The sequence below is a fragment of the Fusibacter sp. JL298sf-3 genome (genome assembly GCF_053842995.1).
This window is the reverse complement of record NZ_CM132608.1, coordinates 1130479-1148290: the sequence shown is the minus strand read 5'-3', so window position 1 is coordinate 1148290 and position 17812 is coordinate 1130479. Positions and strand designations below refer to the sequence as shown.

Below are 17812 nucleotides of genomic sequence, written 5' to 3'. Positions count from 1 at the left end.
GGAGGCCAATAGTGAAAATTCATCAGTTGTACACAGAAAAGAAACCGCTTTTTTCATTTGAAATATTTCCACCAAAGCGCGATGGCGACAAGGCTGCGCTGTTGCATACCATAGATAAACTCGCAGAGCAGACCCCAGATTTTATCAGCGTGACATACGGTGCCGCAGGGACGGAACGCGGTGCGGACACATTGAATCTCGCACGGGATATCAGAACACGTCATGGCATCGAATCATTGGCGCACATGACCCTCGCAGGGGCGGAAAAGCGTGAAATTAACGGGGTACTGGACACCATGGCGCACAGCGGCATCGAAAATGTGTTGTTGCTCAGAGGCGATATTACCAGCGAGACGCCTAAGCCGACGGATGGTTTCGCCTATGCGGCGGACTTGATTCGACACGTCAAATCGCGGTACGATTTTTCAATTGGCGCAGCGTGCTACCCGGAAGGGCATATTGAATGCAGAAGCCGGGCGCTCGACTTGATTCATTTAAAGCAAAAAGTCGACGCAGGTGCAGACTTCTTAATTACGCAGCTGTTTTTTGACAACGAGCGGTTTTACGAATTCTCAAATGAAGTGCGGTGTCTCGATGTGAAGGTTCCTGTAATCGCAGGGGTTATGCCCGTGCTCAACAAGGTTCAAATAGAGCGGATGGTGGCGCTTAGCGGCGCGCATCTACCGGAGAAGTTCAAGCGCATCCTACAGCGGTACGAGACGAAGCCCGAAGCGCTTGTCGACGCGGGTATCGCCTATGCACTTGAACAAATTGTGGACTTGTTGTCCTCCGGTGTGGATGGAATTCACTTTTATGTGCTCAACAAGCCCAATATTAGCGAACGCGTGGTGCGGAGTGTCAGCGAAATTTTAAAGGCGCTGAAAGTCCATGGCTGATGTTCGTCGAGACCCCGTGGCCACGGTGCGTCCATTTGTGGACAAATCCGCTGTATACCGCTATTTAAGGCACACCGATGACGCGGTATGGCGCAACCGCGTCGAGGAACTATTTGAGGCCACACTTGAGCACTGCCGGTTTACGGCGCTTACGGCGCAGCTACCTGTGGTGGTTTTAGAGCGTTCGGTGGTGTTTAAGACATTGGGACTCGAAGTTCGTTCCCGCGATCTGGCAACGCATTTAACCCTGGAGACCTCTGCTGTCTGGGTGGTGATTTGTACGGTAGGTTCAGAAGTCGTACGTTACATCGAGCGCGAGATGCTCATGAACCCGTCGCATGGCGTTGTCGTAGACGCCTGCGCGTCTGCGTTGGCAGAGGGGTATGCAGCATTTTTAAACGATGTGCTCAACCCGAAGGCCATGCGCTATGGTCCGGGGTATGGCGATTTGAGTACAACCGTTTCGAAAATATTAACTGAGCGTCTCACAGCCTTTCGACATATCGGGGTCACCGCATTGGATACCGGGATGTTGTTACCTGAAAAAAGCGTTTTGTTTTTGTTGTCCACTGAAACGTGTACAGCGCTGAAAGCAACGGGATGTGGCAATTGTTTAAACTGTGAAATAACGGGTTGCCCGTATAGGAGGACTACTAAATGACATTGAAACGCGCACTTATGGAAAATTGCCTGGTCTTTGACGCGGCAATGGGAACGGCACTACAGAAAAAAGGTGCCGATGTGTCCAAGAGACCGGAGGTCTACAACATCGAAAATCCGGCGTGGATTGACGAGATTCACAGAAGGCATATTGAAGCGGGCGCCGACGTGCTTACCACCAATACTTTTGGTGCCAATGGGATAAAACTCAAAGAGAGCGGCTACAGTGTGGCAGAGATCGTTGCGGCGGCAGTGACCTGTGCACGACGTGCAGCAGAGGCATGTAGAGAGCGTCAAATATGGCTGGTTCAAGACCTTGGACCAATCGGCACCCTTTTGGAACCTTCAGGTACTTTGACCTTTGATGCGGCTTACGACTTGTATGTCGAGCAAGTGAAAGCGGGCATCGCCTGTGGCGTGGACGGCTTTCTCATCGAGACGCAGACGGATTTACTGGAGGCTAAGTGCGCGATTCTCGCAGTAAAGGCCCACTGCGATTTGCCAATTATCTGCACCATGAGTTTTGAGGAGACGGGGCGCACCTTTACAGGAACGGCTATTGAGAGCATGGCCGTCACATTAGAAGCCCTCGGCGTAGCGGCTCTAGGTCTCAATTGCTCCTTTGGTCCGGAGGGCTTGTATCCCCTCGTCGAGCAATTGATAGCAGTAACCGACGTGCCGATTGTGGTTCAGCCCAACTCGGGACTTCCGACCATAGAAGCCGGCGAAACTGTCTACGCTTTTGATGCAGAGACCTATGAAAGGGTTATGACGGCCTTTTACTCTATGGGGGTCGCGCATCTCGGCGGCTGTTGCGGAACGACTGAGGAAGCTGTGCGCATTGCTGCGAGAATCCTCGAAAATCGAAAACCAAAAGTTCGATCTATACAAAAAAAGACAAGAGTTTGCTCCTATGCGCAGACCGTTGTCATCGGGGAAACACCTAAGTTTGTCGGCGAACGGCTCAACCCGACGGGGCGCCGTCAGTTAAAAGAAGCGCTAAGAGAAAGGCGCTATGACTTCCTGCTTAAAGAAGCCTGTGCTCAAGTTGCCGAAGGGGCTCAGATTCTCGATGTAAATGTGGGCTTACCGGGGATTGACGAGGCTGCTGCGATGTGTCACATGGTGACGGCAATTCAAAAAGTGGTCGATGTCCCACTTCAAATCGACGCTTCCGATGTGGCGGTCATTGAAGCGGGCCTGCGCCGTTACAACGGCGTTCCGATTGTGAACTCTGTCAACGGCAAGGCTTCGAGTATGGCGGCGGTACTGCCTCTCGTAAAAAAATACGGTGCTTGTGTCATTGCGCTGACACTGGATGAAAACGGAATTCCCGAAAGTGTCGAAGCGCGTCTAGAAATAGCGGAGCGCATTATACGCCGTGCAGAAGACGAAGGCATACCGAGACACAGGGTGTTGGTGGACTGTTTGACCTTAACGGTGAGTGCACAGCCATCGGGAGCATTTGAGACACTTGAAGCGCTGAGACGCATTAAAGAAGAGTTGGGGGTTTGTACCGTTTTAGGGGTGAGCAACGTCTCTTTTGGTTTGCCGAAACGCGTTTTCGTTCATCAGACGTTTCTGACAATGGCGCTGTCTCAAGGGCTGGATCTCGCCATTGTCAATCCGGCACAAGAAGAAATGCAGTGGGCACTCAGCGCATTTCGCGTTTTAAAGGGACAGGATATCGGCGCTTCGGCTTACATCGCCCAATATGGCAACGAACCGACGACGGTTTCTACGACAGCTGAACTCAGTTTGGAATCGGCGATTGAGGCGGGTTTGAAAGACAGTGTCGGCGCTTGTGTCGATGCACTACTCGAAGTCGAAGCGCCGATGGCTGTTGTCGAAACGCGCTTGATACCGATGCTCAACAGCATCGGTGCACGGTTTGAATCGGGAGAGCTTTTTCTGCCGCAACTTATACAAGTGGCTGAAACGGCAGGTGTTGCCTTTGAACGCATCAAACGCGCATTTGAAGCTACGGCGTCCCCGTATAAGTCAAGCGGCATTATCGTTCTCGCCACGGTGGAACACGATGTCCACGACATCGGCAAAAACGTCGTAAAGGTCGTCCTCGAAAACTATGGCTTTGACGTTTACGATCTCGGAAGAGATGTACCTGCTGAAGCGGTGCTCAAAGCTGTACAGGCTACCGGTGCTCAGTTTGCAGGTCTCAGTGCGCTGATGACGACGACAGTCCCCTCCATGGCACAAACTGTCGAGCTGTTGAAACGGGAAGCACCGCACTGTACGGTTATTGTGGGCGGTGCCGTAGTGACCGCATCGCTTGCTGAAACAATCGGTGCCGATTACTACGCTAAAGACCCTGGCGCCGTGGCTCACATTATGCGACAAAAAAGGTAAAAGAATCGTTAGAAAGCTATTAGAATTCGTATGAATCCCTTGCGATATGCCGTGTTTACGCTTATGATAGATGTAAGAGGTAAATAAAGTTTAGGAGGCGAAAAAATGCAAAGAAAAAAACTTTGTAAAGTTAAACAGGGGGAAATGGTTTCCGGAGTTTGCATGGGCTTTTCACACTATTTTGATATAGAAGTAACGCTTATTCGATTGATTTTTGTGGCGGCGTTATTTTTCGGATTTGGTTCGCCGATACTGCTCTATATCGTTTTGGCAATTGTCATGCCGACTTGCGACCCAAACGAAGTCGCTTATACAGTCGTTGAAGACGACGAGGAAGAAGAGGATGAGGACGATTACTACGACCCTTCCCGAAGAAGAGGTTATGAAGAGGAAGGCACTGAAGCCTATGGGTATGACGACGGCAAGAAGTCCAATGACGAACGTTACTAAAACATTTCAAACGCATTAAATTCAAACGCATCGGTGGTTTTTTACCATGAAACCGATGCGTTTTTTTGGCGTATAGGCTATAATGGTATAATAGATAACGAAAAAAACGGAGAGAGATATATGATACATTTTATAAGAGGCCTTATCGTCGAAATTGAAAACGATGCGGTCGTAGTGGAGAATCAAGGCATCGGTTACCGCGTGGCCACGTCGACGACGTCAATTTCAGACTGGCAAGCGTGTGAAGAAGCTGTTAAAGTGCATACAGAGATGATTGTTAGGGAAGACGCCATTTCACTGGTGGGCTTTTCCACGCGTGAGGAGCTGCGAATGTTTCAGCTTTTGACGTCAGTTAGCGGCGTGGGGACTAAGGTGGGGGTCGGGATTTTGTCGGCGATTCCCATTTCAAAGCTGACACTGGCGGTACAAACAGGTGACGTCAAAGCGATTACAGCGGCCCCAGGGGTCGGAAAAAAGACGGCAGAGCGGATTATTTTAGAACTTAAAGACAAACTGAAAGGGTTTGAACCGGCGGCGTCTGACACATCTATGGAGGCTGTTCAAGTCGAGAGTGCCGGGCATGCTGACGACGCGCTGATGGCACTTGTGGCATTGGGCTATACAAAACAAGAAGCACAGCGTGCCATTGCCAAACTGGATATGACGGCGCTGGATACAGAAGGCATTATTAAAGCGGCACTTAAGGCACTGATGATGCAGTAACGGAGGCATAGATGGAACGATTTGTAACACCCAGTCAACTGGAAGAAGATAAAGTTAGTGAAAACGGTATCCGCCCTAAAGCCATGGCGGAGTATATCGGACAGTCGAAGACAAAAGAAAAACTTGAAATCTTTATGAAAGCGGCGAAACTGCGTCACGAGCCACTTGATCACGTTTTGCTCTACGGGCCGCCAGGACTTGGCAAAACGACGCTCTCCTGCATCATCGCCAACGAGATGGACGTCAATATTAAGATTACTTCGGGGCCGGCCATAGAGCGGCCAGGTGATTTAGCCGCTATTTTAACGGGATTAAAAGAAGGCGACGTCCTCTTTATAGATGAAATTCATCGACTCAGTCGCCATGTGGAAGAAGTACTTTACCCTGCGATGGAGGACTTTGCCATTGATATTGTCATCGGCAAAGGTCCCGGGTCGCGCTCGGTGCGATTGGACTTGCCGCATTTTACTTTAGTGGGGGCGACCACCCGCGCCGGTCAGTTGACGGCACCGCTTAGAGATCGATTTGGCGTCATCTGCAAACTCGATCTTTACGAGCCAGACGATCTCGCACATATTATTAAGCGGTCAGCCGGTGTCCTCAAGGTGCCTATTGACGACGCGGCGACACTTGAAATGGCGATGCGCAGTCGCGGTACCCCTCGGATTGTCAACCGCCTTTTAAAGCGCGTGCGGGATTACGCGCAGGTGCGAGGCGAGGGCGTTGTCACGCGGGTTATCGCCAAAGAAGCGCTCGATATGCTGGAAATCGACGCCCTTGGACTCGACGCTGTAGACCGTAAAATTTTGACGAGTATCATCGAGTATTTCGACGGCGGTCCGGTGGGCATCGATAACCTCGCGGCGACTACCGGCGAAGAAAATACGACGATTGAAGATGTTTACGAACCCTACCTATTACAGCTTGGTTTTTTACAGAGGACGCCGAGAGGGCGCATCGTCACTAATCGTGCGAGAGAGCACATGGGGTACGAAGCCGTTCTTTCGACAGAGCAATTGACATTGCTTAGAAATGAGGGCGCTTATGAAGAATAAACTTTTGATTGTGTTTATACTTGTGGGGTTACTGGCGGGTATCGTGCCGGTTTACGGATTTTCTCCGGCTGAGGACACGGTGGATATCGGCCTCGTGTTCGGGACGACGACTACGGATGCGCTGACGCTTAAGTCGGAAGACGGCTTTGAAATCGGCCTTTCGAAAAGTGCTTCCAAAAAAGACGCTTTGTTGAATTTGCACAATTACAAAACGTTGACCCTTTACAAGCTGGGAGGCTATGTGTATAATGCACAAGAACCTGTTTTTGAACCGACTCTACCTGCTGAAAAGGGAACGTTTACAGTGGCGGTAGATTCGGAAAGCACAGATTACCAAGAGGTTTTTGACGCTTTTTTGGCGTTGAAGGCAGAGGACGAGGCTTTTGCAATTGGCTTGTCAAAGATGTACCGCGTCTATTACGGCAACTATGCCACTGAAGCAGAGGCAGAGGCGGCGGTATCTACACTCAAAGTGCGTTACCCCACTCGTCAGTTTGAAGTTGAAAAATTACCTTTTCGCTATATCGGCGTTTACGCAGGGACTGAACTGCTGACGTATGTGGATACGGCAGAATCTCTGGCGTTAGCGGCGCCACTGATTGCCTACAACGGTGTCGTCTATCGAAATCAAATGCTCGTCAAACGCCTTTCAAACAGCGATTTGACACTGATTAACCGCGTCTCGATTTCAGAGTATCTCTATGGCGTCGTACCGAAGGAAGTGAGCCCGAGTTGGCCGAAGGATGCCCTCAAAGCACAGGCCATCGCCGCTCGCAACTACTTGTTTACCAATAGTGGGAAGTACGCGGCTTACGGCTTCGACGTAGCTGCGACGGTTTCGAGCCAAGTGTATGGCGGCTATGCCTCTGAAGACCCGCGCACCAATCGCGCAGTCGATGAGACGTCGGGTGAAGCGCTTTATTATGCCGGTGCACTGGTCGAATGTTTTTACTACGCGCACAGCGGCGGTTACACTGAAGACGCCGCTAACGTCTGGGCAAATAATTTGCCTTATATCAAGGCGGTAGAAGACCCTTACGGCAAAGGGGCGCCAAATGACAACTGGCAAGTCTCGTTTACTCGAGAAGAAATTGAAAGTGCTGTAGCGAAGTCCGGTCAATCCATAGGGACGCTTAAAGAAGTTCGAATTGCCAAGCGCACTGCGTCCGGTCGTGCGCACGAGATGATCTTCGTAGGCGATTTGGGACAGGTTACATTGCGCAAGGACGCTTTTAGGCGTTACATTGGCGGAACACAGTTAAAGAGCATGCTCATCGCTTTTGAGCCTTTTGAAGAAAAATCAGCGCCACCGGCGCCAAAACCCACGGTAGAGCAATCCGGTAACGGCCCCAAAGCCCTGTTGTCTCAAAGTCCAGTTTATTTTGAACGCCTGTCAGACGACGTGTACAAAATGTACAGTGGTGGCGCAATGACTACTGTGGACCTTGCAAAGGCCGCCGATGCACAAGAAAGCGCGCAAAGTGTTTCTGAAGTCGCCGTTCCGAATTCAAACGGAGAAGTGACGTTTTATGGCAAAGGATATGGACACGGCGTCGGCATGAGTCAATGGGGCGCTCGTAAAATGGCTGAAATGGGCTTTACCTATCAAGAAATCCTCGCACATTATTACAATGGTGCACAAGTTGAACCGATTCAATAACCATAGAAAGGCTACAAATTATAATGAAGACAAGTGATTTTTACTTTGATTTACCTGAGCAACTCATTGCTCAGACCCCCCTTGAGAACCGCTCTGAATCCCGTATGATGGTTTTAGGTCGACAAGGCGGCGTGGAACACAAGCACTTTTACGACGTCCTCGACTATTTGGAAGCGGGTGACTGCCTCGTGCTGAACAACACAAAGGTGATTCCGGCGCGGTTGTTCGGCGTAAAAGACACAGGGGCAACTGTGGAGTTTCTCTTGCTCAAACGCCTTGACAAAGACCGGTGGGAAACTTTGGTGAAGCCGGGGAAAAAGGCAAAAGTCGGCACGATCTTTACTTTTGGAAACGGTGAGCTCACTGCAGTGGTCGAGTCTGTGGCAGAAGAAGGGGCGCGGATTATCCGTTTTGCCTATGAAGGCGTCTTTGAAGAAATCTTAGACCGCCTTGGGACGATGCCGTTGCCACCTTACATCAAAGCCAAGTTGGACGATGCCAAGCGCTACAACACCGTCTATGCGGCACACGACGGTTCCGCCGCAGCGCCGACAGCAGGGTTGCATTTTACAGAGGCGCTTATGGAAAAAGCCCGTGCAAAAGGGGTGAACATCGCGTATGTGACGCTCCACGTGGGGCTGGGGACGTTTAGACCGGTAAAAGTCGACGATGTCAATGCACATAAAATGCACTCGGAGTACTACTGTCTCGACGAAGAGAACGCGGCGCTTATCAATCGCACCAAAGCGTCCGGCGGACGCGTTGTGTCCGTCGGAACGACGTCGACACGTACACTTGAAACCATTGCAACTGCCGATGGACGCGTACAGGCGCAAAGCGGTTGGACGGAGATCTTTATCTACCCGGGCTACGCGTTTAAAGTTGTAGATGGGCTGATTACCAACTTCCATTTACCGGAGTCCACACTTATTATGCTCGTCAGCGCCTTCACCAGTCGAGAGCAGACGCTCGCGGCTTATAAAACCGCTGTTAATGAAAAGTACCGATTTTTCAGCTTCGGCGATGCGATGCTGATTTTATAACCGATAGAAAGGAACAACCATGGCCATACGTTACGAACTGATTAAGACCTGCGCACAAACCGGTGCGAGACTGGGGCGTTTGCATACGCCCCACGGCGTTATAGAAACGCCGATTTTTATGCCGGTGGGTACTCAGGCAACTGTAAAGGCAATGACGCCGGAAGAACTCAAGGAGATGAACGCACAGATTATCTTGTCCAACACGTATCACCTATACTTGAGACCGGGGCACGACCTCGTGGAAGAAGCCGGTGGCCTTCATAAATTTATGAACTGGGATCGTCCGATTTTGACAGACAGCGGCGGGTTCCAAGTGTTTAGCTTGGGCGACCTTCGCAAGATTACAGAAGAAGGGGTTACGTTTCAGTCGCATATCGACGGCAGCAAACACTTCTTATCGCCAGAAAAAGTCATGGAAATTGAAAACGCACTGGGTGCCGACATCATTATGGCGTTTGACGAGTGCGCCCCTTACCCTGCAGACCACGATTATGTGAAAAAATCTTTAGAGCGTACGACGCGCTGGGCGGTGCGCTGTAAAGAAGCGCATAAGAACACTGAAAATCAGGCGCTGTTCGGCATCATTCAAGGTGGGATGTACCGCGACCTCAGAGAGCAGAGCGTTCGCGAACTGGTTCCCCTGGATTTCCCGGGTTACAGCATCGGCGGCCTCAGCGTCGGCGAACCGAAAGAGCTCATGTACGAAGTACTCGATTACACGACGCCTCTTTTGCCTGAGAACAAGCCAAGATACCTCATGGGTGTCGGCAGTCCCGACGCGCTCATCGAAGGGGTTATTCGCGGTATCGACATGTTTGACTGCGTGTTGCCGACCCGAATCGCCAGAAACGGCACGGCGATGACATCACAGGGGAAAGTGGCTATTAAAAATGCCAAGTACCGCCGTGACTTCACACCGCTTGATCCCGAGTGCGACTGCTACTGCTGTAAAAATTACACCCGTGCGTACCTCAGACATCTCTACAAATCAGACGAGATTTTGTCGTCGAGATTGATGTCGACACACAACCTTCACTTCTTGTTGAACTTAATGGCTCAAGTGCGCGAAGCGATTGTGGAAGACCGATTGATGGACTTTAGAAACGAATTCTTTAAAAAGTATTATGGCGCGTAGCTTTTTCTGTTATAATAGAAAGTGAACTTAATTAGTAAAGGAGTGTAGACATGCAAGGACCAATAGGAATTATTCTTTATATGGGCTTTTTCTTCGCACTGATGTATTTCTTACTCGTAAGACCTCAGAAGAAGAAGCAAAAGGAAATGAACGATCTCAGAGACAGTGTAAAGCCTGGTGACAGCGTTGTAACCATCGGTGGCATCGTGGGCAAAGTTTTAAATGTAAAAACAGATGACATTGTACTCGAAGTAGGCAAAAACAAGATGACGTTCAAGAAGTGGGCCGTTTCATCTGTCGAGCCGGCAGATCGTCCGGCTATCGACACTGAAGAGATGGAAGTTAAAGATCCAGCAGAAGTTGAATAATAGGGAGACCTACCTCTCGGCAGGTAGGTCTTTTCTAATTTTAGAAACTGTGATATAATATCTTGTATTTTAGTCGTTATCTCCTCGACAAGTGCTTAGCCTTGGGTCTAAAACGGCGGGGGACAACACAATTATAGGGAGGTTCTAATGAAACATATCAAAACATTAAATAAGGGTTCACTTAAGCATTCAGCGGCGCACGGCGGTTGTGGCGAATGCCAGACGTCTTGTCAATCGGCTTGTAAAACATCTTGTACAGTCGGCAACCAAGCGTGCGAAAATAAATAGTGTCACTGGACGAGCAGCGTAACGCTGCTTTTCTTATAAACCGAAGTCATCGGTTTCATTTTCACGGTTTTTTCTGTGAATGCATGAGGAGGAAATAATGATACACAAGTTTAAACAGGGCGACATGTATTTTGCTTTAGATGTCAACAGTGGCGCCGTACATGTCATCGACGAGTTGGTATTTGACTTATTGGCGATTTACCCTGCTGAATCCGCGGTAAAGGCGATTGCCGCGTTAAAAGACAAATACACTGAGCAGCGTGTGAGAGAAGCCATAGAAGACGTCGATCAGCTTATAGAAGGCGAGATGCTCTTCGCAAGTGATCAATACGTTCATTCTATTGAATTTCAAAACAGAAGCCCTGTTATAAAAGCCATGTGTCTTCACATTGCGCACGACTGCAATATCCGTTGTGCGTATTGTTTTGCGTCGCAGGGCGACTTTAAAGGCGAGCGTTCATTGATGTCTTATGAGGTCGGTAAAAACGCTCTGGACTTACTCGTTAGAAGTTCGGGCAACCGCAAGAACCTGGAAGTTGACTTCTTTGGCGGCGAACCGCTGATGAACTTCGAAGTGGTTAAGCAACTGGTGGACTACGGCAGAAGTTTAGAAGGTCCTTTCGGTAAGAACTTTCGCTTTACTCTAACGACCAACGGCGTGCTTTTAAACGATGAAAACATGGCGTACATCAACGAAAACATGGACAACGTCGTGTTGAGCATCGACGGTCGAAAGGCTGTTAACGACAAGATGCGCTATACCATTCAGGGGGGCGGCACATACGACATTATCGTGCCGAAGTTTAAGAAACTCATCGAAGGTAGAAACGGCAAGTCTTACTATGTTCGCGGCACCTTTACAAAAAACAACCTCGACTTTGCAAAAGACGTTATCCATATGGCGGACTTAGGCTTTAAGAGCACTTCAGTCGAGCCCGTCGTGGCGAAGCCGAGCGATCCTTATGCCTTGACAGAAGAAGATATTGACGTGTTAAACGCACAATACGATGAACTGGCTGAAGAGATGCTAAAGCGTTACAACACAGAGGACGCGTTTGACTTTTTCCACTTTGCCCTCGACCTCGGTCAGGGACCGTGTGTGGTCAAGAGGCTCACAGGCTGTGGTGCCGGTTCAGAGTACCTGGCCATTACACCGGAAGGCGACGTGTATCCGTGTCACCAGTTTGTCGGAGACGCGCATTTTAAAATGGGCAACGTTATGGCGGGCATCTTAGATTTCGGCTTGACGACGGAGTTTAAAAACGCCCATGTCTACAACAAAGAAAAATGTCGCGATTGTTGGGCGAAGTTTTATTGTAGCGGCGGGTGTCATGCCAACGCGTATAACTTTAACGAAAGCATCTACAAACCTTACGATCTCGGATGTGAACTCGAGAAGAAACGCATTGAAAACTCTATTTACCTTTATGCGAAACGGACACTGACGGAAGAATAGAACGGAGGCGCTGTATGGTTAGACCTTTTAAAACATATGTGCCGGACACGGCATCGGCGGGATTTGTCGCTGAGACCGCCGTGTTGATTGGGCAAGTTTTCCTAGAAGAAGCTTCAAACATTTGGTATAATACAGTAGTTAGGGGTGATGTCGAACCTATACGCATCGGAAAGCGCACCAATGTACAAGATCAGGTGGTGCTCCACACGAGCAAGGGCTTTCCGCTGACCATAGGGGCAGATGTGACCATAGGACACGGTGCCATCGTCCACGGCTGCACGATTTCTGATCGCGTACTGGTGGGCATGGGGGCTATTGTTCTAGATGGCGCTGTCATTGAAGAAGACGTCATCATCGGGGCAGGTGCACTTGTACCGCCGGGCAAGCGGATACCAAAAGGCGTGCTCGCTTTGGGGTCTCCGGCCAAAGTCGTCAGAGAACTCACCGAAGCTGAACGCTTGCATCTTAAAGCGTCAGCAGACAATTACGTACAATTGTCGATGCAATACAAATCAAAATAGGAGGCATCAAATCATGAACGGAAAAAATACCCTGTTGTTTTTCCTAATTGTTGCAGTTATAGCAGGTGCTGCATTTATTGCAATCAATGGATTGACAGTTGGCAACTTTTCAATCAGCCCAGTTAAAGATCAAATGAAACTCGGTCTCGATGTAAAAGGCGGCGTGGCTGTGGTTTACGAAGCGCAGACAGATGAGACTGGTGATGATCTTAAGAAAACTATGGAACAGACAAAGAGCGTTATCGGCAAGCGTGTAGACGAAATGGGTCTTACAGAGCCGGTGGTGACGATTCAGGGTGAAAATCGAATCAGCATTGAACTGCCTGGCGTCGAAAACGCCGAGCAAGCGGCAGCGGCCATCGGTCAGACGGCACTCCTAGAGTTTGGTCTTGTTAAACAAGGGGCGTTTGCCACCGCTGGAATGAAGACTTCTGATTTTGAGTACGAACACGTGCTCTACGGTCAAAACGTCAAAGACGCCTTTGTGACACAAGATGAGAACGGTCTGCCTGCAATTGCATTGCGTTTTGATGCAGAGGGTACAGACAAGTTTTCAGAAGCAACAAAAAAAGCCACAAGCTTTGAAGGCGGCACAGGACAAATCGCCATTATTTTAGACGGCGAAGTGGTTTCGGCGCCGACGACAAGTATTGTTATCCCAGACGGAAAAGCGGTTATAACCGGTCGCTTTACGTTTGAAGAGGCGCTTCAAACCTCTCAACTCATTAGAGGGGGTGCACTTCCGGTAGAACTCGTCGAAGTGAAGTCTTCTGTTATCGGACCGACACTAGGTCTTAACTCACTTTACTCTGCGATTAGAGCGGCATTAATCGGTCTTTCACTCGTGGTTGTGTTTATGATTATTTTCTATAGAATTCCAGGTGTCATTGCCACCATTGCATTGACGCTATACGCGTTGATTATGGTGTACGCGCTAATTGCGTTAAATGCGACACTGACGCTACCGGGCGTTGCCGGTATTGTACTTTCGCTAGGGATGGCGGTAGACGCCAACGTTATTATTTTCGAGCGTCTTAAAGAGGAAATAGCTGTTGGAAAATCCCTTAGAGCTTCTATTGACAGTGGCTTCCATAGAGCAATGCGCACAATTATCGACTCCAATGTGACGACGTTAATTGCTGCAGTTATTCTCTTTTACTTTGGCGAAGGGCCAATTAAAGGGTTTGCCGTTACGTTGATGGTAGGTATTGCAGCGAGTATGTTTACTGCTGTCGTCGCCACCAAAACACTTCTCAAACTATCGCTTGGTTTCTCAGACCGTAAAAAGCTATATGGATCAAGGGGGTAATGGCAGATGAAAATGTATAAAATAACGGACAAATATAAAATCTGGTTCACCATTTCAGCACTTGTTATTCTGTTAGGTCTGTTTTTCATGGTGACGAAAGGCTTTAACCTCGGCATCGACTTTACCGGTGGTACGACGATTCAAATCGATTTCGACCACAAGGTAGAAGTGAATGCCCTTCAAGACGTGCTCCAGCCGTTTGAGCTCAACGCGCAGATTATTCACTCAGGGGAAGCTCAAAAAAGCGTTATCATCAAGACGGCGGCGTCTGTAAACAGCGAAACGCGCAACGAAATCGTCGATGCTATTGAAGCGCAATTCAGTGGAGAAAATCCTGTGTTTGGCGAGACGTATCAGTTTTCACCAAATGTTGGGGACGAGATTCGCAACCGCGCGTTGTTCTCGATTACCATTGCAGCAGTGGCGATGTTGATTTACATCATTATACGATTTGAAGCCATCTTCGGTATAGCAGCGATTTTGGCTTTGGTACACGATATTTTGATTTTACTTTCGCTTTACGCTATTTTCCAAATCACAGTGGATCAATCCTTTATTGCGGCGATTCTGACAATTGTCGGTTACTCGATTAACGATACCATTGTCGTGTTTGACAGAGTGCGTGAAAACGTCGTGAGACAAAAAGGTCTTAGCCATTTCGATGTGGCCAACCTATCGATTACACAGAGTTTAACGCGTACCCTCAACACCTCTTTGACGACGGCACTCGTCATCGGTTCCCTTTACTTCCTCGGCGTAAACAGCATCAAGATGTTTGCATTGCCGCTCTTACTCGGGGTCATGGTCGGAACGTATTCATCAATTTTCATTGCCAATCCGTTTTGGGCATTGCTTCGAAATAAAATCAAGCTCAAAGGGTCTTACGGCAACAAGTAATAGAGGTGAGATGCGCAGTAGCAGATGCTATTGCGCATTTTCGCCCCATACATACCTCTCGTGTGCCATGCACATATAGAGGCGCAAATGCATGCATAGAATAAACAGTTAGTGGTGACGCAATGATATTTCAACACGCCATTTGGCACTACGATCCTCACAGTGCCGAAGTAGAAAAGTACAATCGCATATTTAAAACAGAGCCGCTGGTGACAAAGCTTCTTTTGGACCGCGGTATAGCAACTTATGAAGAAGCGGAACAGTTTTTAAAGCCTTCGATGACGCAGTTACACGATCCTTTTTTAATGGCCGACATGTCAAAAGCAGTGGCGCGTATTCAGGAAGCGATGGCACGTGGTCAAAAAATTTGGATATACGGCGACTACGATGTCGACGGGATTACGAGTATCGCGGTTTTAAGCCGCTATTTCGAGTTTGTCGGGTACCGTGCCGACTATTACATTCCAAGCCGCCAAGAAGAAGGCTATGGTCTTAACACGGCGGGCATTGACACGATTAAAGAACGCGGCGGCGAAGTGATTATTACAGTCGACTGCGGCATTACAGCTGTCGAGCAAGCGGCATATGCCAAATCCATCGGCATCGAACTCATTATTACCGACCACCACGAGTGTCAAGAGACGCTGCCGGAGGCGGTAGCGGTTATCAACCCTAAGCGCGAAGGCTACCCGTTTAAAATGTTGGCGGGATGCGGTGTCGCCTTTAAATTGACACAGGCGCTTCTCGGCGATGGGTTTGACGCTTTCTACCTATCGGTAATCGACATCGTCGCTTTGGGGACTGTTGCGGACATTGTTCCACTCGTCGATGAAAATCGCGTCTTTACGAAGCTCGGTCTCGAGCAGATGACCCACACACAAAATCCAGGCGTTCAGGCGCTCATTGAAGAGGCGCAACTTCAGGGAAAAGAGATTAATGCCGGACACATCGGTTTTATTATTGCGCCGAGAATCAACGCCTCAGGTCGCATAGGCAACCCGAGCATCGCTGTGGAAATGTTGCTGGAGAAAGACTATTTTAGCGCACTTCAGATTGCCAAGGGTCTCAGCGACCTGAACACCAAGAGGCAGATGCAGGAGCGTCAGATTATGGAGGAAGCAGAACTCTATATTGAGACGTCTATCGACCTCGCCAAAGAGAAGATTTTACTCGTCGTGGGCACAGAGTGGCACACGGGGATTATCGGCATAGTGGCGTCTAAGCTCACGGATAAATACGATCGACCGGTGGTGGTTCTCAATTTGGAAGGCGGTGTTGCAAAAGGGTCGGCTAGAAGTGTGGACGGTATCAGCATCTTTGCGGTGCTCAGCCGTTTTAAAGACCTTTTTGATAAATTTGGCGGACACGAGCAAGCGGCTGGACTCAGCCTCTCGGCACAGCATATCCCAGCGCTAAAAGAAGGCCTGATGGCTTATGGCGCCACGGAAATTCCTTGGCGACAACTCGTCAAAGAGCAGACCATTAGCGCCGTGCTTATGCCGCAGATGGTCACCCACGAGTTGGTGGACGCCATTGAACAGCTCAAGCCGTTCGGCATGGGCAATCCCAAGCCGCAGTTTGTGTTCAACCATCTGAAGATAGACGATTACAAGTTGATTGGAAAAGCGCAGAACCATTTGAAGCTCATGGTTAACGACGGCGTGCGCATTTACGATGCGCTGGCGTTTAATCAATCGGACAACATCAAATTTTTCAAAAAAAATGAAGCGCTCAATTTGCTTTTAACACTGGAAAAGAACCACTTTAGAGGTGTTGAGACCATTCAGTTCCTCGTAAAAGACTTTGTGAAGAAGAACATGCCGCTTAAGGAGCAATTGGCGTTTAAAGTCTATGAGACCCCGTACAACCACCTCGTTTCGGGGACGGCACTCTTTAAAGGAGAGGCGGCGCAAGTCATCGACGATGTGAGCAACTTGGAGACAGGGGTTCTTCTCATTTACAGTTTAGAGGCATTTAACACAGTAAAAGACGAGTTGCTAATGTCGCAGTCGCTGGCCTACAGCTTGCACTTCGGGAAGCTCTCCACTTGTGACTTTCTAGAAGAGGGGCTCAATATTCTGTATATGCCCGCTGGGGATGTGGTTCTCAATACGCCTTATTACGTACTCGAGAACGACGTTTGCGACAATAGCCTCGGTGCGTATTACCCGACGCGTGGCGATATGGTCTACTTGTACAAGTGGGCGATGAAGCTCAAGAAGACCTCGCTCTTTGACGCTCAGGACAAATTGAATTTCAACATTGCCAAAATACTATGTGGTTTGGCCTTGTTAAGCGACATGTCGCTTATAGAATACACGGTGCATAATCATTACTTGACGATTACGGCACATCATAAACCTAAAGAAAAAATGCAGCTTGAAAAGCTGGAGTTGTATCAGAAATTTACGGCGAGAGCCTAATCTTGGAGGACGTACATGGATTTAAAATCAAAAATCAGAGTTGTAGAAGACTTCCCTAAAGCGGGCATAAGCTTTAAGGATATCACGACGTTGCTGGAAGACGGCAAGGCGTACAAAGCGGCGATAGACGCTTGTATCGATACTGTGAAGGACGTCTCCTACGATTTAATTGTAGGCCCTGAAGCTAGAGGATTCCTTATGGGGGCCCCAATGGCTGTAACGACTGAGAAAGGGTTTGTGCCCATTAGAAAACCCGGTAAACTGCCATACGAAACTGTACGACACGACTACGAGCTGGAGTACGGTAGCGACAGTTTAGAAGTGCACAAAGACGCCATTAAACCGGGGCAACGCGTTCTAATTGTCGACGACTTACTCGCTACGGGTGGAACGGCAAAAGCCGTTTGTGAACTCGTGGAGAAGCTTGGAGGCGTAGTTGCCGGTCTCGCTTTTCTCGTGGAACTGAACTTCCTCGACGGACGAAAAGTGCTGGAAGGCTACGATGTTTACAGCGTTTTATCTTACGATGCGTAAAAAATGGTTGTAAACTGTTGAAATTCT

At 49.0% G+C, this 17812-nt stretch carries 17 protein-coding genes; all 17 read left to right on the top strand.

The genetic code is table 11. The features are described from left to right. Positions 1–11: 11 nt before the first annotated feature. Positions 12–896, top strand: a complete 885-nt coding sequence (gene metF / locus ACR6HW_RS05665; protein ID WP_455730195.1) for a methylenetetrahydrofolate reductase [NAD(P)H] — start codon at positions 12–14, stop codon at positions 894–896. Further along, complete coding sequence (locus ACR6HW_RS05660; RefSeq protein ID WP_455730194.1) at positions 889–1557, top strand: hypothetical protein; 669 nt, start codon at positions 889–891, stop codon at positions 1555–1557. Before metF ends, ACR6HW_RS05660 begins: the two co-directional genes overlap by 8 nt. Further along, on the top strand, positions 1554–3923 hold the full coding sequence (locus ACR6HW_RS05655) for a homocysteine S-methyltransferase family protein (protein ID WP_455730193.1): 2370 nt from the start codon (positions 1554–1556) through the stop codon (positions 3921–3923). The genes ACR6HW_RS05660 and ACR6HW_RS05655 overlap by 4 nt, the downstream gene beginning before the upstream one ends. A 105-nt stretch (positions 3924–4028) precedes the next feature. Next, entirely contained in the window at positions 4029–4373 is a 345-nt protein-coding gene (locus ACR6HW_RS05650) for a PspC domain-containing protein (RefSeq protein WP_455730192.1), read from the top strand. A gap of 120 nt (positions 4374–4493) precedes the next feature. Next, entirely contained in the window at positions 4494–5096 is a 603-nt protein-coding gene (gene ruvA, locus ACR6HW_RS05645; RefSeq protein WP_455730191.1) for a Holliday junction branch migration protein RuvA, read from the top strand. 11 nt (positions 5097–5107) lie between these two features. Continuing rightward, positions 5108–6151: a Holliday junction branch migration DNA helicase RuvB gene (gene ruvB / locus ACR6HW_RS05640; RefSeq protein WP_455730190.1), complete on the top strand. Its 1044-nt coding sequence runs from the start codon at positions 5108–5110 to the stop codon at positions 6149–6151. Further along, positions 6141–7811 (top strand): SpoIID/LytB domain-containing protein, encoded by a 1671-nt coding sequence (locus ACR6HW_RS05635; RefSeq protein WP_455730189.1) that lies wholly within the window; start codon positions 6141–6143, stop codon positions 7809–7811. The genes ruvB and ACR6HW_RS05635 overlap by 11 nt, the downstream gene beginning before the upstream one ends. A gap of 23 nt (positions 7812–7834) precedes the next feature. Continuing rightward, positions 7835–8854 carry a tRNA preQ1(34) S-adenosylmethionine ribosyltransferase-isomerase QueA gene (queA, locus tag ACR6HW_RS05630; protein WP_455730188.1) on the top strand — a complete coding sequence of 340 codons (1020 nt, stop codon included), beginning with the start codon at positions 7835–7837 and terminating at the stop codon, positions 8852–8854. A gap of 19 nt (positions 8855–8873) precedes the next feature. Beyond that, positions 8874–9989 (top strand): tRNA guanosine(34) transglycosylase Tgt, encoded by a 1116-nt coding sequence (gene tgt, locus ACR6HW_RS05625; RefSeq protein WP_455730187.1) that lies wholly within the window; start codon positions 8874–8876, stop codon positions 9987–9989. Between the two features lie 50 nt (positions 9990–10039). Continuing rightward, positions 10040–10357: a preprotein translocase subunit YajC gene (yajC, locus tag ACR6HW_RS05620; RefSeq protein WP_455730186.1), complete on the top strand. Its 318-nt coding sequence runs from the start codon at positions 10040–10042 to the stop codon at positions 10355–10357. A gap of 147 nt (positions 10358–10504) precedes the next feature. Next, positions 10505–10645: a six-cysteine ranthipeptide SCIFF gene (gene scfA, locus ACR6HW_RS05615; protein ID WP_455730185.1), complete on the top strand. Its 141-nt coding sequence runs from the start codon at positions 10505–10507 to the stop codon at positions 10643–10645. 97 nt (positions 10646–10742) lie between these two features. After that, positions 10743–12101 (top strand): thioether cross-link-forming SCIFF peptide maturase, encoded by a 1359-nt coding sequence (scfB, locus tag ACR6HW_RS05610; protein WP_455730184.1) that lies wholly within the window; start codon positions 10743–10745, stop codon positions 12099–12101. Between the two features lie 14 nt (positions 12102–12115). After that, the gene (locus ACR6HW_RS05605) at positions 12116–12622 is read left to right on the top strand and encodes a gamma carbonic anhydrase family protein (protein ID WP_455730183.1); all 507 of its coding nucleotides are present in this window, start codon (positions 12116–12118) and stop codon (positions 12620–12622) included. Between the two features lie 13 nt (positions 12623–12635). Next, positions 12636–13931: a protein translocase subunit SecD gene (secD, locus tag ACR6HW_RS05600; RefSeq protein ID WP_455730182.1), complete on the top strand. Its 1296-nt coding sequence runs from the start codon at positions 12636–12638 to the stop codon at positions 13929–13931. 6 nt (positions 13932–13937) lie between these two features. Next, positions 13938–14828, top strand: coding sequence for a protein translocase subunit SecF (gene secF, locus ACR6HW_RS05595; protein ID WP_455730181.1), 891 nt, complete (start codon positions 13938–13940; stop codon positions 14826–14828). A gap of 122 nt (positions 14829–14950) precedes the next feature. Continuing rightward, positions 14951–17251 (top strand): single-stranded-DNA-specific exonuclease RecJ, encoded by a 2301-nt coding sequence (recJ, locus tag ACR6HW_RS05590; protein WP_455730180.1) that lies wholly within the window; start codon positions 14951–14953, stop codon positions 17249–17251. A 15-nt stretch (positions 17252–17266) separates the two neighbouring features. Beyond that, entirely contained in the window at positions 17267–17785 is a 519-nt protein-coding gene (locus ACR6HW_RS05585; RefSeq protein WP_455730179.1) for an adenine phosphoribosyltransferase, read from the top strand. Positions 17786–17812: the final 27 nt, after the last annotated feature.